This window comes from Pseudomonas sp. KnCO4 (assembly GCF_045344305.1).
In the GTDB taxonomy this organism is placed as follows: domain Bacteria; phylum Pseudomonadota; class Gammaproteobacteria; order Pseudomonadales; family Pseudomonadaceae; genus Aquipseudomonas; species Aquipseudomonas anuradhapurensis.
In genome coordinates this window covers 859,326-874,776 of sequence record NZ_CP174199.1, presented here as the reverse complement: position 1 = coordinate 874,776, position 15,451 = coordinate 859,326, and the positions used below count along the sequence as shown (strand labels likewise).

Sequence of the window (15,451 nt, the reverse complement as noted above, 5' to 3'; positions counted from 1 at the left end):
AATAACAAGGAAAATTCGGTGAAACTCAGCGATATCGCCCGTCTGGCCGGTGTGTCCGTGACCACTGCCAGTTACGTCATCAATGGCAAGGCCGAACAACAGCGCATCAGCAACAGCACCGTCGAGCGGGTGCGTGCGGTGGTCGAAGCCCATGGCTTCACCCCCAACCCGCAGGCTGCTGGCTTGCGCAGCCGGCATACGCGTACCTTGGGCTTCATTCTCCCCGATCTGGAGAACCCCAGCTACGCGCGCATCGCCAAGCAGCTCGAACAAGGCGCCCGAGCCCGTGGCTACCAGCTGCTGATCGCCAGCAGCGACGACCAGCCCGACAGCGAGCGCCAGTTGCAGCAGCTGTTCCGCGCGCGCCGTTGCGATGCGCTGTTCGTCGCCAGCTGCCTGCCACCGCAAGACGACAGCTACCGCGAATTGCAGGACAAGGGCCTGCCGGTGATCGCCATCGACCGCCGCCTGGACCCGGCGCACTTCTGTTCGGTCATCAGCGACGACCGTGATGCCAGCCGCCAACTGGCCGCCAGCCTGCTCAGCGCGGCCCCGCGCAGCATCGCCCTGATCGGCGCACGCCCGGAACTGTCGGTCAGCCAGGCCCGTGCTGGCGGTTTCGACGAAGCCCTGCAAGGTTATGCCGGCGAAGTTCGCCGCTACCAGGGCGAAGCCTTCAGCCGTGAATGCGGGCAGCGCCTGATGCAGCAGCTGATCGACGACCTCGGCGGCCTGCCGGACGCCCTGGTGACCACCTCCTACGTGCTGCTGCAAGGGGTGTTCGACACCCTTCAGGCGCGCCCGACCGACTCCCGCCAACTGCAGTTGGGCACCTTCGGCGACAATCAGTTGCTCGATTTCCTGCCGCTGCCGGTCAACGCCATGGCCCAGCAGCATGGCCTGATTGCCGCCACCGCGCTGGAACTGGCACTGGCCGCGATCGAGGAGAAACGTTACGAACCTGGCGTGCATGCGGTCGGTCGAACCTTCAAGCAACGCATCGCAGCGGCCTGAACATGCGCCTGATCGACACCCACACCCACCTCGACTTCCCCGATTTCGACGCCGACCGCCCGCGCCTGCTGGCCAATGCGGCGGCGCGCGGGGTGGAACGAATGGTGGTGCTGGGCGTTTATCAGACCAATTTCCAACGCGTGTGGGACCTGGCTTGCAGCGATCAGCGCCTGTTCGCCGCGCTCGGCCTGCACCCGGTCTACCTCGACCAACATCGCCCGGAGCATCTGGCGCAATTGCGCGAGTGGCTGGAGCGCCTGCGTGGCCACCCTCGGTTATGTGCCGTTGGCGAGTTCGGCCTGGACTATTACCTCGAAAACCTGGACAAGGCGCGCCAGCAGGACCTGTTCGAAGCGCAACTGCAAATGGCCTGCGACTTCGAGCTGCCGGCCCTGCTGCATGTGCGCCGCAGCCACGCCCAGGTGATCGCCACGCTCAAGTGCTACAAGCCGGCGCGGGCGGGGGTGATTCATGCCTTCGCTGGCAGTTACGAAGAAGCCCGGGAGTACATCAAGCTGGGCTTCCGGCTTGGGCTGGGCGGAGCAGGTACCTGGCCTCAGGCACTGCGGCTGCGCAAGACCCTGGCACGGTTGCCGCTGGACAGCGTGGTGCTGGAGACCGATGCGCCGGACATGGCACCGGTGATGTACCCGGGGGAACGGAACAGCCCGGAGCACCTGCCGGAGATCGCCAAGGTGCTGGCAGAGGTGATGGGGGTGGACGTCGGGGAGCTGGCCGAAGCCAGCAGCCGCAATGCTTGCGAGGTGTTTGGCTGGTAGCCGCTGGATCGCTTCGGCCCAGGATTTCACGGTCCTTGCAGGAGCGGCCTTGGGTCGCGAAGGGCCGCAACGCGGCCCGACCATCAGGTGGCGAATCTGCACCCCCGGGGCTGCTGCACAGCCCATCGCGACACAAGGCCGCTCCTACAAAGGGACGCGTCTGGCTTCAGGCCAGCACCGTCCACAGCGCAAACCCGGCATACCACAGCACCGCACAGCGCAGCAGCAATTCCCACAGGCTGTCCAGCCGCCCCAGCCCACGCTGGTCGTCTTCTTCCTCTGGAATGTCATCGGCAATGCGCCCGACTCGAGCCACCAGGTGCGCGGCGCTGATGTGCCAGTTCAGCAATTCATGCAGCATCACCCGCGTGACCGCGACAAAATTGCCCACCAAGGCAAAGCTCAATGCCAGTACCCGCACCGGCAGCCAGTCCATCACATGCCGTAGCTGCTCGGCACGGGCCTTGAGCGCTGGCTGCTTGCTGTGCTCGCCACACAGCGCCAACAGGCGGTAGGCCAGCGCTGCACTCGGGCCGAGCACGAAGTACCAGAAGATCACCGCGAAAAAGCCTTGGTATACCTGCCACAACAGGTTGCCCTGAACGCTCACCAGCAGGCTGCGTGAATCGTCGGCGGCCAGCCCCAGGTCACGCTCTGCCACGTGCAGCGCGGCTTGGTCATCGCCTCGGCGCCAGGCGTCGCGGAACGGCCCCAGCGATGCCTTGGCATCGCCGCGGCCCAGGCTGTAGATCAGCACCAGCAGATGCACCGGCAAGGCCAGCAGGCCATACACCACGGGGTCCAGCACATGCAGCAGCAACACCAGCAACGCGACCGGCGCCAACACCAGAATGGCCAGCGTCCACCACGGGTGCACCTTGCCGCTGCGCTCCAGGCGCACCAGTTCGCCAAGGAAGAACCCGTCACGCTGCACCTGATGGCGCAACGCCGAGAACTTCTCGACCCACAGCGCCAGCAACAACACCAGAAAACTCATGCCTTGTCCTCGTTGTTCAGCAGCGCCTTGCGGTAGCGCAGCCAGTCGAAGGCCGGGCCAGGGTCGCTCTTGCGCTGCGGGGCAATGTCGCTGTGGCCTTGGATACGGCTGAGGTCGATGGCCGGCCAGGCGTTGCGGATATGCCGGGTAAGTTGCTCCAGCACTGCGTACTGGATATCGGTATAGGGCAGCTCGTCAGTGCCTTCGAGCTCGATACCGATGGAGAAGTCGTTGCAACCCTCGCGCCCGTCGAAGCATGACACACCGGCATGCCAGGCACGGTCGAGCAATGACACGAACTGGGTCACCGCGCCGTCGCGCTCGATGAACAGGTGCGCCGACACGGTCAGGTGGCTGATGCTGGCGAAATACGGATGCTCGTCAGGGTCCAGGCGGTTCTGGAAGAATTGCTGGACCTTGCCGGTGCCGAAACAGGCCGGAGGCAGGCTGATGTTATGGATCACCAGCAGGGAAATCGATTCGCCCTGGGGGCGGGCATTGAAGTTCGGCGAGGGGCAGTGGGTGATTCCGATTCCGTGGAACCAGCCAGTGGCACGGTCCAATTGCATGGGGGCAGATCCTGAAAGCGCCGTGAACAGGGCATCAGTATGCCCTGTGGCCAAGGCCGTTTGCATGTGAATGATGGTAATGTTTTCGCCTACAGGCCTTGGTTACTGTCGCAGCGCCTGGAGCACCGCGTCCAGCGCCCGCTCGAACAGCAGGCCGTCGTCCAGCACCCGCGCCTCGCCCCGGTGCAGGGCCTGGGCCAGGCTGGCGCCGTTCCACTCGCGCACTTTCATGCCGGTGCGGTTGGCAAACACCAGCCTGTCGCTACTGTCGATGCGCGCCACCAGCTTGCAGCGCAGCGGCTCGTCCTCGTCGAGCACCTCGACCCAGGTACCGATACGCAGGCGCTGTACCTGACGCAGCGCAGCAGCCTGGCCATGGGCGACATGCAACGGCGCGCAGGCGGGCTCTTCGGCAATGGCCAACACGATATCCTCGGCCACCAGCACGTCGCCCAGGCGTTGGCCTTCTGCGCCAGGCGGTAGCTCGGTGCCGGCGCAGGCGCGCAAGTGCAACTGCTCCAGTTGCAGGAAGAATTCGCGAGTCGCGGCCGAGTCCAGGGCCACACTGGCGAGGCCATCGCGCAGTGCCTTGAGCAGGCCAGGCACCTGCTGCAACAAGGCTTGTGTTTCATGCGGTGGGGTGATGCTGGCCAGCAGCGCGTCCATGGTCTGCACTGCATCCCGCCAGGCCTGGGAAGCCTCGCCCTGCTTGAGCCAGGCCAGCAGCATGACCTGGCTCCACGACTGCACCAGCATCTGCACCACCACCTGCGGCCATACCCGGCCGCGCAGGCGCTGGTTCAGCGCATGCTGCACCTGTTGCCTGGCCTGCTGGGCGCGGGCACGCCCTTCTTCGGCATCGCGGGTGCGTTGTTCGAGCAGGTCGTTGCGGCGCCGCTCGTCCTGGTTGAAAGCGAGGAAGTCTTCCAGCAGTTCAGCGAACAGGCTGGTATTTTCGGCAAAATCGTTGAGCAGGCGCTGGATGGTCCGCTCCACGCGCAGGTGCAGGCTGTCGCGCAGGACATCGCCGGCACATTCCCAGCCAATGGCGGCACCGGCGATCTCGTTGAGCAGCCGCCTGGCCGGGTGGCTGGCCCGGCTGAACAGCCCCTTGTCCAGCAGGGCGACTTTCAACAGCGGGATATGCAGACGCACGATCAACGCGCGCAGGCTGCCCGGCAAATTGTCGTCGTTGCGGATGTAGCCGAACAACAGGCCAACCAGGTTGATCATGTCCTCGTCGGCCACCTCGATGCGCCGGCGTGTGCCGCTGCGCACGCTGACCCGCAAGAGCAACTGTTCAAGCTGCTGGCCGAGTTCGAAGTCCTCGTCTTCTTCGTGGGTAGCAGGCACGTAGTGCTGCAAATGGGAGAGCAGCCGCAGCAGGTCGGCGGTGCTGATCGGCTGGGCAGCGGCTACCGCTTGCAGACGCGGCGCGAACTGCCCGCGCAACGGCGCCAGCAGGGTCTGCAGCGAGGCAAAGAAGGCCTGCCCTGCCGCGTCGGCGCCAACCTCCTGGGCCAGGTTCGCCGTGCCACGTCGAGCGCCCATACGCCGGTCTTCGGCACGCCGGCGCGGTGCCGGCGGCAACTCGGGGAGCACGCCTGCAGCAGCCAGCAACTGGTTGGCTTCGCCATAGATGACGTCGACATCGCGCAGCACATAGCGCTCGAACAGTTTCAGCAGCACCAGCTTTACCCGCAGGCCAACCCCCAGGCTACGCCCGGCATCGAGGAAGTAGCCACACAGTGCAGCCGGCCCCAATGGGTTGTGCTGCTCGTGCAGCGGGCGATCGAGCAGTGCCTGCAAGCGCAGGCCCAGTTGCTGCAGGGCAATGCCGTCACGCGACAGCACCCGCGCGACCATGCCTTCGATCGCGGCGGCCCGCTCGGCCTGGGCCTTGCTGCGCAAGTCGCGAGGATCGCCCAGGTGGGCCAGCAGGTCGACCTGGCCCATCCGGGAAAAGGCGTCGTAGAAGGTGTCGAGAAAGCCCCGTTCGATGCTCTTGCGCTTCAGGCGCAGGTCGCGCATGGCCTCGAAGTAGAGGTTCTGGTCACCGCGGTCGAACGCCTTGTCGGCCATTTCGAAGAGGGTGTCGTCGGCGTTGTCGAACAAGCCTTGCAAGCCCTGGCGCAACTGCAAGGCGGCTTTGTCGCGCACTTGCAGGAGCAATACCGGAAGGCAAGGCAGGGGCGTACGCCCCCCTCGGTCGATGGCGGCCGCCAAGGGCACCACCTTGCCTTCTTTTTGCATCCTGGACTCCTTGCAGGGTGTCTCGCCCGAAGGGGCTGAAGATCGTCAAAGCTATGACGCCAAATACTGGTCGTTATTATCGGCAAAAAACCATACCGCTACCAGCGTCGTTTCACTCGCTGGCTAGTGACCCCGATTTGCCCCGGTTGCTCAATGCGACCGACCGAAGGTCACTGCCAAGGCGGCTGTACACACCGGCCCCCTGCCCTATAATCGCGGGCATCTAGCTTGTGGAGCCGACCATGCCGAACCTACGCCTTGCCGACCTGACCGCTGAAATCGAAGCCAACGTGCGCCGCGCACTGTTGGAGGACATCGGCAGTGGCGATATAACCGCGCAGTTGATCCCGGCCGAGCGCCTGGCCAAGGCGACCATCATCACCCGCGAAGACTGCGTGATTGCCGGCACCGCCTGGGTCGATGCGGTGTTTCGCCAACTCGACCCGCGGGTGGCGGTGCACTGGCAGGTGGCCGACGGCGAACGCGCCACGGCCAACCAGGCGTTGTTCCACCTGGAAGGCCCGGCACGCTCGCTGCTCAGCGGTGAACGCAGTGCGCTGAACTTCCTGCAGTTGCTGTCGGGTGTGGCCACCCGTGCACGCTTTCTCGCCGACCTGGTGCAAGGCACCCAGGTACGCCTGCTGGACACCCGCAAGACCTTGCCTGGCCTGCGCCTGGCGCAGAAGTACGCAGTGACCTGTGGCGGCTGCGACAACCACCGCATTGGCTTGTACGATGCCTTCCTGATCAAGGAAAACCACATTGCCGCCAGTGGCGGCGTGGCCGAGGCAGTGGCAGCCGCGCACCGTATTGCACCGGGCAAACCGGTGGAAATCGAAGTGGAAAGCCTGGACGAACTGCGCCAGGCGCTGGCCGCCGGTGCGGATATCATCATGCTCGACGAGCTGAACCTGGAGGAAATGCGCGAAGCAGTGCGCATTACCGCTGGCAAGGCCAAGCTCGAGGCCAGCGGCGGGGTCAACGAGCAGACCTTGCGCGTGATTGCCGAGACCGGGGTGGACTACATCTCGATTGGTGCCATGACCAAGGATGTGAAGGCAGTGGACCTGTCGATGCGACTGAGCCTGTAATCGAATTGCAGGCATGAAAAAACCGGCCCCTGGCCGGTTTTTTCATGCGACATCCGGGGCGTAGCCACCTTGTAGGAATGGCCTTGCGTCGCGATGGGCCGCAAAGCGGCCCTGGCACTCCCGGATCAGAACGAGGCGTTGGCCAGACCGTCCAGGTAACGCTCGACGTCCAGCGCCGCCATGCAACCGGCACCGGCCGAGGTGATGGCCTGACGGTAAACGTGGTCAGCCACGTCACCGGCGGCAAACACGCCCTCGACGTTGGTGGCGGTGGCGTTGCCTTCACGGCCACCGTTGACCACCAGGTAGCCGTCCTTCAGGGTCAGCTGGCCTTCGAACAGCGAGGTGTTCGGAGTGTGGCCGATGGCGATGAACACGCCATCGACCTTGATTTCGTCGCTGCTGCCGTCGTTGTTCTTCAGGCGCGCACCGGTCACGCCCATGTTGTCACCCAGGACTTCATCCAGGGTGGCGTTGAGCTTGAGCTCGATCTTGCCTTCGGCGACACGGGCGTGCAGCTTGTCGACCAGGATCTTCTCGGCGCGGAAGCTATCGCGACGGTGCACCAGGGTGACCTTGCTGGCGATGTTGGCCAGGTACAGTGCCTCTTCAACGGCAGTGTTGCCGCCGCCGACCACGGCAACCGGCTTGTTGCGGTAGAAGAAGCCGTCGCAGGTGGCGCAGGCCGAGACACCTTTGCCCATGAACGCTTCTTCGGACGGCAGGCCCAGGTAGCGGGCGCTGGCGCCGGTAGCGATGATCAGTGCATCGCAGGTGTAATTGCCGCTGTCACCCTGCAGGGTGAAAGGCTTGTTGGCCAGGTCGACGGCACTGATGTGGTCGAAGACGATTTCGGTTTCGAAACGCTCGGCGTGCTCCTGCATGCGCTGCATCAGCGCCGGGCCGGTCAGGCCATGGGGGTCGCCCGGCCAGTTGTCGACTTCGGTGGTGGTGGTCAGCTGGCCGCCGGCCTGCATGCCGGTGATCAGCAGCGGCTTGAGGTTGGCGCGGGCGGCGTATACCGCGGCACTGTAACCGGCAGGGCCGGAACCGAGAATGATGACGCGCGAATGACGTACTTCAGACATGTCGAACTCCTGTCGAGCGGGCCGCACGGGCCGGCATCGTGTGCACCGGCTGCGCCAGCTGGAATTTAAAAGGGACCCACGCAGCACTTGGGGAAGGCTACAACGCGCAGGCCCGAAAAGCGGAAAGTTGAACGCACTGTAGCGAGGTGGCAAAGATTAAGGAAATATCCTTAGACAATCCACCTCATAGGCATCGCCTATCCATCGATTTGTTCGGATAGCCATGGGCTGGCGCTTTTGTTACACCCCGTTTCCCTGCCGCTGCCTGCCTTTCGTCGGCGCGGCAAACTCGGTAAGGTCAGCGCGTTTACCTTCTCTGCGGAGTCTCCCGATGCAAGCCCCTGTCCTGTCTGGCCCCCAGTACCTGCGCGAAGGCCTGAAACTGGTGCTGAGCCCCAACCTGCGGTTGTTCGTGCTGCTGCCGCTGGCGGTCAACCTGCTGCTGTTCGGAGGCCTGATCTACTTCGCCGGCCACCAGTTCAGCCTGTGGGTGGATGCCCTGATGCCCACCCTGCCGAGCTGGCTGAGCTTCCTCACCTACATCCTCTGGCCGCTGTTCGTCGCCCTGGTAGTGCTGATGGTGTTCTTTACCTTCACCCTGGTGGCCAACATCATTGCCGCGCCGTTCAATGGCTTCCTGGCGGAAAAGGTCGAGGTGGTGCTGCGTGGCGAAGACACCTTCCCGGCTTTCAGCTGGGCGGAGCTGGTGGCCATGGTGCCACGTACCTTCGGCCGCGAAATGCGCAAGCTGGGCTACTTCCTGCCACGGGCCATCGGCCTGTTCATCCTGTCGCTGGTCCCGGTGGTCAACGTGGTGGCGGCGCCGCTGTGGCTGGTCTTCGGGGTCTGGATGATGGCGATCCAGTACATCGACTACCCGGCGGACAACAACAAGATGAGCTGGCAGGACATGCTCGCCTGGCTGCGCCAGAAGCGCTGGCAGTCGCTGGGCTTTGGCGGCATCACCTACCTGGCGCTGATGATACCGCTGGTGAACGTGCTGATGATGCCGGCAGCGGTGGCCGGCGCCACGTTGTTCTGGGTGCGGGAGCGCAACTGACGCCAAGCCTGTCCGCATTCCCGCCAGGAGCGGCCTTGTGTCGCGATAGGGCCGCACAGCGGCCCCAGTCGATTGTGTGCCTCAGCGCTGCGATGCCGGGGCCGTGCTGCGCCCTGTCGCGATACCGCACCGCTTCTACAGAAACCAGGTCCGGCTTGGGTTTCACTGCCCCAACCGGCTGGAAAACTGCCCCACCACATCCACTACCCGCTTCGCCCCGTCCTGGATCTCGACAATCACCCCGCCCGTCTCATCGGCAAGGGCCAGGCCCTGCTCGGCCTGGCGCTTGCTGGTGTCGATGATGGCCACCGCCGCCTGGGCCAGCTGCTCGTTCTGCTGCACCACCCGGGCGATTTCCTCGGTGGCGGTGCTGGTGCGCGAGGCCAGTTGCCGCACTTCATCAGCCACTACGGCAAAGCCACGGCCCTGCTCGCCAGCGCGGGCCGCTTCGATGGCCGCGTTGAGCGCCAGCAAGTTGGTCTGCCCGGCGATGTCGCTGATGGTCTTGATGATCGAGCCGATCACCCGCGACTGGGTGTCCAGCGCCTGGATGCCCTCGGCGGCTTCTTGCATGGAGGCTTCCAGCCCACGCATCACGCTGACCGTCTGGGTCACCACATCGGTCGCCTTGCGGGCACTGGCATCGGTGCCCAGCGAGGTATTGAACGCCACGTCTGCCGCCTCGGCCACGGCCTGCTCCTGGTTCACCTGGTCGGTGATGACGGTGGCGAACTTGACCACCTTGTACAGTACGTCATGGGCGTCGAAGATCGGGTTGTACGAAGCCTCCAGCCACACCACCCGGCCGTGGGCATCGATACGCTTGAAGCGGTCGGCAACGTATTCGCCACGGCGCAGCTTGTCCCAGAACGCCTGGTAGCCCGCCGAATTGACCTCCTCCGGCTCGCAGAACATGCGGTGATGCTTGCCACGGATCTGTTCCAGGCGATAGCCGAGCGCGGACAAAAACCGGTCATTGGCGGTGAGAATGGTGCCGTCGAGGGCGAATTCGATCACGGCGGTAGAACGCATCAATGCCTTGATCAGGCTTTCGTGCTCCCGAGAGGTCTCGATGGTACGCGTCAGGTCGCTGGAGTGCAGGGTGAAATACTTGATGCGCCCCTGGCTGTCCTTGACCGGCTGCAGGATCGACCGCAGCCAGGCTTCCTGGCCATTGCCACGCAGCAGGCGGAAGGCGCCGTTCAGGTGCTCACCGCGGCTGATCGCGCCCTTCATGCGCTGGTAGAAGTCCAGTGACTTCACGTGCGCAGGGACGATTTCCTCGATGTTGCGGCCAAGCAGTTGTTCGGCACGGTAGAGCATCTCGCTCTCGAAGTTGCCGTTGACCATCTCGATCCGCCCCTGAGGGTCCAGTTGCAGTACCAACATCTCGCTGTCGAGGCTGCTCTTGACCTGTTCGATGGACATCAGGTCTTCGCGCAGTTGCCGGATTTCTTGCTTGAGCTTGTTGTTGAACATCACCGCTCTCCTGGAGCGCATCAGGTCGTCGAATGCTTCTGCATCGGCTGCCGGTCATCGCTTCTTGAGTGGCCTTGCAAGGAAAATTTCACAACCGCCGAAACGTCAGCGATCAGGCGTCATGCATCTGTCACAGTGCCGTCACATTGGCGCAACCCAGGGGGCGGAAACTTTTTGTCATGAATACACCTGCGCTACGTATCACGCTGGTCAGCGAAACCTTCCCACCCGAAATCAATGGCGTGGCCAACACCCTTGGCCGGCTTAGCGAAGGCTTGCGCCAACGCGGCCACATGGTCGAGGTGGTGCGCCCGCGCCAGGCCGGTGAAGAGCCACTGCACAACGACCCGGCCTTGGTCCTGTGCCGTGGCTGGCCACTGCCCGGCTACCCGGGTTTGCAGTGGGGCGAGGTGTCGATGCACAAGCTGTTGCGCCGCTGGCGTCGGCAGCGCCCGGATGTGTTGTACATCGCCACCGAGGGGCCGCTGGGGCTCAGCGCCCTGCGCGCCGCGCGGCGCCTTGGGGTGGCCGTGGTCAGCGGGTTTCACACCAATTTCCCGCAGTATTCCGGCCAGTACGGGCTGGGCCTGCTGACGCGCTTGCTCACCCATTACCTGCGCTGGTTCCATCGGCGCACGGCCACCACCCTGGTACCCAGCCTCAGCCAGCGCCTGGAACTTGAACGCCGAGGTTTCGAACGCCTGGCACTGCTGGCACGGGGGGTCGATGCCGGCCTGTTCAATCCGGCACGCCGCAGCCAGGCATTGCGCGACAGCTGGGGGCTTGGCGCGGACGATATCGCCGTACTGCACGTCGGCAGGCTGGCGGTGGAAAAGAACCTGAGCTTACTGCGCCCATGCCTTGATGCATTGCACAAGGCTTATCCGCACAAGCGCCTGCGCCTGATCGTGGTAGGCGATGGCCCGCAGCGCAGCACCCTCGCCCAGCAGTTGCCCGATGCCGTGTTCTGCGGCGCCCAACGCGGCGAGGTGCTGGCCGAGCACTATGCCAGCGGTGACCTGTTCCTGTTCCCGAGCCTGACCGAGACCTTTGGCAATGTGGTGCTCGAAGCCATGGCTGCGGGGTTGGCGGTGGTCGCCTATGACGAGGCAGCCGCAGCGCAGCATATTCGCCATGGGCACAGCGGTGCGCTGGCCATGCCGGGCGACCAGGCGGCATTTATCGATGCCGCCTGCTGGCTGCTGGAAGAAGCGGAAACCTTGCGCCGGGTGCGCCTGAATGCACGGCAGCACGCCAGCCGCCAGGGCTGGCCAGCGATTGTCGAGCAGTTCGAGGGGCATCTCCATGCAGCCCGGAACCAGGCTGCGAATGCACCAGCTTCGAGGCTGGGTTCCACGCGATCTGTGTAGGAGCGGCCTGGTGTCGCGACCGGGCTGCAGAGCAGCCCCTCGATAGTGTGGCAATGCTGATATCCGGTGCCACCTTGCGGCCCGGTCACGACACAAGCCGCCCTGCATCGCGTCAGGCGCTTCAGGCCAAGGCTTTCTCGATTGCCTGCACCACCGCCGGATCATCCGGCGCCGTGCGCGGCGAGAAGCGCGCCAGCACCCGCCCGTCCTTGCCGACCAGGAACTTCTCGAAGTTCCAGGTGATGTCGCCGGGGAATTCGGCGCCCTCGCCCGCCAGCAGGCGATACAGCGAATGACGATGTGGCCCATTGACTTCCAGCTTGGCGCCCAGCGGGAAGCTCACCCCGTAATTGAGGCTGCAGAACGCCTGGATTTCCTTTTCACTGCCCGGCTCCTGGCCGGCAAACTGGTTGCACGGCAGGCCAAGCACATTGAAGCCCTTGTCCTTGTAGTCCTGATAGAGGTTTTCCAGGGCCTTGTACTGCGGCGTCAGGCCACACTTGGAGGCTACGTTGACCACCAGCACCACTTGGCCCTTGAAGGGTGCGAGAGGCAGCTCCTTGCCGTCCAGCCCCTCCAGTTTCAGGTCGTGAAATGCACTCATGATGAATCCCTCTCAGGTTGCCGGTTGCCGCGCAGGCGAATTCCACCCACTAAAAAGGCGCCCGGCCAAGCCGTCCACCTCCCGAAGGAAGGCAAGTCGGCTTGCCCGAGCGCCTGGCGACTTTCTGAGCTTAGCGCAGAAAATCAGTGGTGATGGCCGCCTTCACCGTGGATGTGACGGTGAGCGATTTCTTCGTCGCTGGCGTCACGCACGTTGACTACCTTGACCTGGAAGGTCAGGCGCTGGCCGGCCAGCGGGTGGTTGCCGTCGACAGTGATGTCATCGCCGTCGATGTCGCGGATGGTGACGATCTGCATCTGGCCGTCCGGCGCCGAAGCGTGGAACTGCATGCCCACTTCCAGCTCGTCGACGCCTTCGAACAGGCTGCGGTTCAGGGTGCTGACCAGCTCGGCCAGGTATTCACCGTAGGCGTCTTCCGGCTCGACGGAAACGTTCAGCTCGTCACCGGCCTGCTTGCCTTCCAGGGCTTTTTCCAGGCCCGGGATGATGTTGCCGGCACCGTGCAGGTAAACCAGCGGCGCGCCACCGGCGGAGCTGTCGATGGTCTCCCCGGCGTCGTTGGTCAGGGTATAGTCGATGGAGACAGCCTTGTTGGCGGCGATCAGCATGGGGCAAGACCTTTTGCAAAAGAATGTAGAGCGGACAAGTGTAACCAAGCCATCGTCCGATTGCGACCGCACTGCGGATGAGCAGCGGCCCATCAGTCGGATCATCGGCTTTCACCAGGACGAACAAGGCCACTGGGTGGTCGAACTGTCCTGCGGCCATACCCAGCATCTGCGCCACCAGCCGCCGTGGCAGGCGCGCCCGTGGGTGCTGGACCCAGCCCAGCGTGCGCAGCGTATCGGCCAGCCTTTCGCTTGCGGCTGGTGCGCACAGGGGGCCGATAGCGCTACCCTTGGCGGCTAATTTCTTGCACCGCTTATTTCGAGAAGCACGCATGCAGACATTTTTCATTGCGCCGACCGACTTCGGTGTCGGCCTGACCTCCATCAGCCTGGGCCTGGTGCGCACCCTGGAGCGCGCCGGCCTGAAGGTCGGCTTCTTCAAGCCGATCGCCCAGCCGCACCCGGGCGACACCGGCCCCGAGCGCTCCACCGAACTGGTCGCCCGCACCCATGGCATCAAGCCCCCGGTTCCGCTCAGCCTGGCCCACGTCGAGCGCATGCTCGGCGAAGGCCAGCTGGACGAACTGCTCGAAGAAATCATCCGCCTGTACCAGCAGGCCTGCATCGGCAACGACGTGGTGGTGGTCGAGGGCATGGTGCCTACCCGCCACGCCAGCTATGCGGCGCGGGTCAACCTGCACCTGGCCAAGAGCCTGGATGCCGAGGTGATCCTGGTCTCGGCGCCGGAAAACGAGGTACTCAGCGAGCTGTCTGGCCGGGTCGAACTGCAGGCGCAGCTGTTCGGTGGCCCGCGCGACCCGAAAGTGCTCGGGGTGATCCTCAACAAAGTGCGCACCGACGAGAGCATGGCGGAATTCTCCGCCCGCCTGCGTGAGCACTCGCCGCTGCTGCGCGGCAATGACTTCCGCCTGCTCGGCTGCATCCCCTACCAGCCGGAACTGAACGCCCCGCGTACCCGCGACGTGGCCGAATTGCTCGGCGCCCAGGTGCTCAACGCCGGCGACTATGAGCAGCGGCGCATGAGCAAGATCATCATCTGCGCCCGCACGGTGGCCAACACGGTGCCGCTGCTGACCTCGGGCACCCTGGTAGTCACCCCGGGCGACCGCGACGACATCATCCTCGCCGTCAGCCTCGCGGCGATCAACGGCGTACCGCTGGCCGGCCTGCTGCTGACCAGCGACAGCAAGCCTGACGCGCGCATTCTCGGCTTGTGCCGTGGCGCCCTGCAGGCCGGCCTGCCGATCCTGTCGGTCAGTACCGGCTCGTACGACACCGCCAACCAGCTCAATTCGCTGAACCGGGAAATCCCGGTGGACGACCGCGAGCGCGCCGAATTCATCACCGACTTCGTCGCCAGCCACCTCGACGCCGCCTGGTTGCACCAGCGTTGCGGTACCCCGCGCGAACTGCGCCTGTCGCCGGCGGTGTTCCGCTACCAGCTGATCCAGCGGGCGCAGCAGGCCAACAAGCGCATCGTCCTGCCGGAAGGCGCCGAGCCACTGCTGGTACAGGCTGCGGCCATCTGCCAGGCCCGTGGCATCGCCCGCTGCGTGCTGCTGGCCAAGCCCGAGGATGTCGACGCGGTGGCCCGCGCGCAGGGCATCACCCTGCCACCGGGCCTGGAAGTTCTTGACCCGGAGCTGATTCGCGGGCGCTACGTGGAGCCGATGGTCGAGCTGCGCAAGAGCAAGAACCTCAACGCGCCAATGGCCGAGCAGCAGCTGGAAGACCCGGTAGTGATCGGTACCATGATGCTGGCGCTGGATGAAGTGGATGGCCTGGTATCGGGCCTGGTGCACTCGACCGCCAACACCATCCGCCCGGCCCTGCAACTGATCAAGACTGCACCGGGCTCGAGCCTGGTGTCGTCGGTGTTCTTCATGTTGTTCCCCGAACAGGTGCTGGTATACGGCGATTGCGTGATGAACCCGCACCCGAGCGCTGCCGAACTGGCCGAAATCGCCCGGCAGAGCGCCGAATCGGCGCAGGCCTTCGGTATCGCGCCGCGGGTGGCGATGATCAGTTATTCAAGCGATTCGGCCAGCGACGAAGAAGTCGAGAAAGTGCGCGAAGCGACCCGCCTGGCGCAGGGCGCGGCACACGAGCTGCTGATCGACGGGCCGTTGCAATATGACGCAGCGGCCAACCCGGCGATTGCCCGTGAGCTGGCCCCGGGCAGCCCGGTGGCCGGGCGGGCCACGGTGTTCGTGTTCCCCGACCTGAATACTGGCAACACCACGCACAAGGCGGTGCAGCGCAGCACCGACGGGGTCAGCCTGGGGCCCATGCTGCAGGGGCTGCGCAAGCCAGTGAACGACTTGCCGCGTGGGGCCCAGGTGGACGATATCGTGCATACCATCGCCCTTACCGCCATTCAGGCCAGCGTGACGGGCTAGAAACCGGGGCTGCTTTGCAGCCCATCACGACACAAGGCCGCTGCTGCAGGGGTTACCTGCAGCAGCGGCCTTGTGTCGTGATGGGCCGCAAAGCGCCC

13 protein-coding genes and 2 pseudogenes are annotated in these 15,451 nt (G+C 64.7%); 7 read left to right on the top strand and 8 right to left on the bottom strand.

Going from position 1 to position 15,451, the window contains the following annotated elements; genetic code table 11:
- The first annotated feature begins 18 nt into the window (after positions 1-18).
- Both cra and ACJA3S_RS04075 read left to right on the top strand, forming a co-directional pair.
- On the top strand, positions 19-1,014 hold the full coding sequence (gene cra, locus ACJA3S_RS04080; RefSeq protein WP_406820914.1) for a catabolite repressor/activator: 996 nt from the start codon (positions 19-21) through the stop codon (positions 1,012-1,014).
- A 2-nt stretch (positions 1,015-1,016) separates the two neighbouring features.
- Positions 1,017-1,793: a TatD family hydrolase gene (locus ACJA3S_RS04075; protein WP_406820913.1), complete on the top strand. Its 777-nt coding sequence runs from the start codon at positions 1,017-1,019 to the stop codon at positions 1,791-1,793.
- A gap of 166 nt (positions 1,794-1,959) precedes the next feature.
- Here the strand turns inward: ACJA3S_RS04075 and ampE are convergent, their stop codons facing one another.
- From ampE to ACJA3S_RS04060, 3 genes are all read right to left on the bottom strand, one after another.
- Positions 1,960-2,790 carry a regulatory signaling modulator protein AmpE gene (gene ampE / locus ACJA3S_RS04070; protein ID WP_406820912.1) on the bottom strand — a complete coding sequence of 277 codons (831 nt, stop codon included), beginning with the start codon at positions 2,788-2,790 and terminating at the stop codon, positions 1,960-1,962.
- Positions 2,787-3,359: a 1,6-anhydro-N-acetylmuramyl-L-alanine amidase AmpD gene (ampD, locus tag ACJA3S_RS04065; RefSeq protein ID WP_406820911.1), complete on the bottom strand. Its 573-nt coding sequence runs from the start codon at positions 3,357-3,359 to the stop codon at positions 2,787-2,789. The genes ampE and ampD overlap by 4 nt, the downstream gene beginning before the upstream one ends.
- A 102-nt stretch (positions 3,360-3,461) precedes the next feature.
- On the bottom strand, positions 3,462-5,612 hold the full coding sequence (locus tag ACJA3S_RS04060; protein WP_406820910.1) for a DUF1631 domain-containing protein: 2,151 nt from the start codon (positions 5,610-5,612) through the stop codon (positions 3,462-3,464).
- A 242-nt stretch (positions 5,613-5,854) separates the two neighbouring features.
- Here ACJA3S_RS04060 and nadC point away from each other — a divergent pair, with 242 nt between their 5' ends.
- Positions 5,855-6,703: a carboxylating nicotinate-nucleotide diphosphorylase gene (nadC, locus tag ACJA3S_RS04055; RefSeq protein ID WP_170028295.1), complete on the top strand. Its 849-nt coding sequence runs from the start codon at positions 5,855-5,857 to the stop codon at positions 6,701-6,703.
- A gap of 125 nt (positions 6,704-6,828) precedes the next feature.
- On the opposite strand, the gene trxB is transcribed toward nadC, so the two are convergent.
- Entirely contained in the window at positions 6,829-7,791 is a 963-nt protein-coding gene (gene trxB / locus ACJA3S_RS04050) for a thioredoxin-disulfide reductase (protein WP_406820909.1), read from the bottom strand.
- 331 nt (positions 7,792-8,122) lie between these two features.
- Here trxB and cysZ point away from each other — a divergent pair, with 331 nt between their 5' ends.
- Entirely contained in the window at positions 8,123-8,851 is a 729-nt protein-coding gene (gene cysZ / locus ACJA3S_RS04045; RefSeq protein WP_406820908.1) for a sulfate transporter CysZ, read from the top strand.
- 162 nt (positions 8,852-9,013) lie between these two features.
- On the opposite strand, the pseudogene ACJA3S_RS04040 reads toward cysZ, so the two are convergent.
- Both ACJA3S_RS04040 and ACJA3S_RS04035 read right to left on the bottom strand, forming a co-directional pair.
- Positions 9,014-9,430: pseudogene (locus tag ACJA3S_RS04040) on the bottom strand (methyl-accepting chemotaxis protein); the annotation flags it as partial.
- A gap of 171 nt (positions 9,431-9,601) precedes the next feature.
- Positions 9,602-10,201, bottom strand: a pseudogene (locus ACJA3S_RS04035) (PAS domain-containing protein); the annotation flags it as partial.
- Between the two features lie 308 nt (positions 10,202-10,509).
- Between ACJA3S_RS04035 and ACJA3S_RS04030 the strand changes: the two are divergent.
- Complete coding sequence (locus ACJA3S_RS04030) at positions 10,510-11,700, top strand: glycosyltransferase family 4 protein (protein ID WP_406820907.1); 1,191 nt, start codon at positions 10,510-10,512, stop codon at positions 11,698-11,700.
- 121 nt (positions 11,701-11,821) lie between these two features.
- Here ACJA3S_RS04030 and ACJA3S_RS04025 read toward each other — a convergent pair whose 3' ends face one another.
- Positions 11,822-12,304, bottom strand: a complete 483-nt coding sequence (locus tag ACJA3S_RS04025) for a glutathione peroxidase (protein WP_200626689.1) — start codon at positions 12,302-12,304, stop codon at positions 11,822-11,824.
- A 143-nt stretch (positions 12,305-12,447) separates the two neighbouring features.
- A complete protein-coding gene (locus ACJA3S_RS04020) occupies positions 12,448-12,933 on the bottom strand; it encodes a peptidylprolyl isomerase (protein WP_170028289.1) in 486 nt (161 codons plus the stop codon).
- Between ACJA3S_RS04020 and ACJA3S_RS04015 the strand changes: the two genes are divergently transcribed.
- Together ACJA3S_RS04015 and pta are read left to right on the top strand one after the other, a co-directional pair.
- Positions 12,932-13,234 carry a DUF3565 domain-containing protein gene (locus ACJA3S_RS04015; protein WP_406822200.1) on the top strand — a complete coding sequence of 101 codons (303 nt, stop codon included), beginning with the start codon at positions 12,932-12,934 and terminating at the stop codon, positions 13,232-13,234. The genes ACJA3S_RS04020 and ACJA3S_RS04015 overlap by 2 nt on opposite strands.
- Positions 13,235-13,265: 31 nt before the next feature.
- Entirely contained in the window at positions 13,266-15,353 is a 2,088-nt protein-coding gene (gene pta / locus ACJA3S_RS04010; protein ID WP_406820906.1) for a phosphate acetyltransferase, read from the top strand.
- Positions 15,354-15,451: the final 98 nt, after the last annotated feature.

Bases quoted from the DNA above. Each gene is read 5' to 3' on its own strand.
- pta (WP_406820906.1), top strand. From the start codon at position 13,266: ATGCAGACATTTTTCATTGCGCCGACCGACTTCGGTGTCGGCCTGACC.
- ACJA3S_RS04020 (WP_170028289.1), bottom strand. From the start codon at position 12,933: ATGCTGATCGCCGCCAACAAGGCTGTCTCCATCGACTATACCCTGACC.
- ACJA3S_RS04025 (WP_200626689.1), bottom strand. From the start codon at position 12,304: ATGAGTGCATTTCACGACCTGAAACTGGAGGGGCTGGACGGCAAGGAG.
- cysZ (WP_406820908.1), top strand. From the start codon at position 8,123: ATGCAAGCCCCTGTCCTGTCTGGCCCCCAGTACCTGCGCGAAGGCCTG.
- ACJA3S_RS04060 (WP_406820910.1), bottom strand. From the start codon at position 5,612: ATGCAAAAAGAAGGCAAGGTGGTGCCCTTGGCGGCCGCCATCGACCGA.
- nadC (WP_170028295.1), top strand. From the start codon at position 5,855: ATGCCGAACCTACGCCTTGCCGACCTGACCGCTGAAATCGAAGCCAAC.
- ampD (WP_406820911.1), bottom strand. From the start codon at position 3,359: ATGCAATTGGACCGTGCCACTGGCTGGTTCCACGGAATCGGAATCACC.
- ACJA3S_RS04015 (WP_406822200.1), top strand. From the start codon at position 12,932: ATGGGGCAAGACCTTTTGCAAAAGAATGTAGAGCGGACAAGTGTAACC.
- ampE (WP_406820912.1), bottom strand. From the start codon at position 2,790: ATGAGTTTTCTGGTGTTGTTGCTGGCGCTGTGGGTCGAGAAGTTCTCG.
- trxB (WP_406820909.1), bottom strand. From the start codon at position 7,791: ATGTCTGAAGTACGTCATTCGCGCGTCATCATTCTCGGTTCCGGCCCT.
- ACJA3S_RS04075 (WP_406820913.1), top strand. From the start codon at position 1,017: ATGCGCCTGATCGACACCCACACCCACCTCGACTTCCCCGATTTCGAC.
- ACJA3S_RS04030 (WP_406820907.1), top strand. From the start codon at position 10,510: ATGAATACACCTGCGCTACGTATCACGCTGGTCAGCGAAACCTTCCCA.